General features: G+C 61.9%; 1 protein-coding gene. It reads right to left on the bottom strand.

The window, feature by feature from the left end; translation table 11 throughout:
- On the bottom strand, nt 1–354 hold a 354-nt coding region (locus ACG2E4_RS18550), incomplete at both ends, for a (2Fe-2S)-binding protein (RefSeq protein ID WP_395277521.1).

The raw sequence follows: 354 nt of genomic DNA, 5'->3' as shown, positions 1-354 counted from the left end.
GTTTGCGGCTGTTTTGATAGCTTTTCGAATTCTCAGGTAGGTACCGCAGCGGCACAAGTTGCCATTCATTGCGGACTTGATTTCTTCGTCTGAAGGATCCGGGTTGGACTCCAGCAGGGCGGCCGCGCTCATGATCTGTCCGGCCTGGCAGTACCCACACTGGGCTACGTCATGCTCCAGCCAGGCTTGCTGCACGGGGTGCTCGCCCTCTTCCGAAAGACCTTCAATTGTTGTTACCCGCCCGTCTCCGACGGCCGAGACCGGCAGCGAGCAGGAGCGGACGGCAGCGCCGTCCAGGTGCACGGTACAGGCCCCGCACTGGGCGATGCCGCATCCGAATTTGGTGCCGGGCAG

The sequence above is a fragment of the Halalkalibaculum sp. DA384 genome (genome assembly GCF_043951955.1).
Taxonomy (GTDB): domain Bacteria; phylum Bacteroidota; class Rhodothermia; order Balneolales; family Balneolaceae; genus JAMQKA01.
The sequence above is the reverse complement of the archived record's forward strand: the minus strand, read 5'-3'. Positions and strand labels throughout refer to the sequence as shown.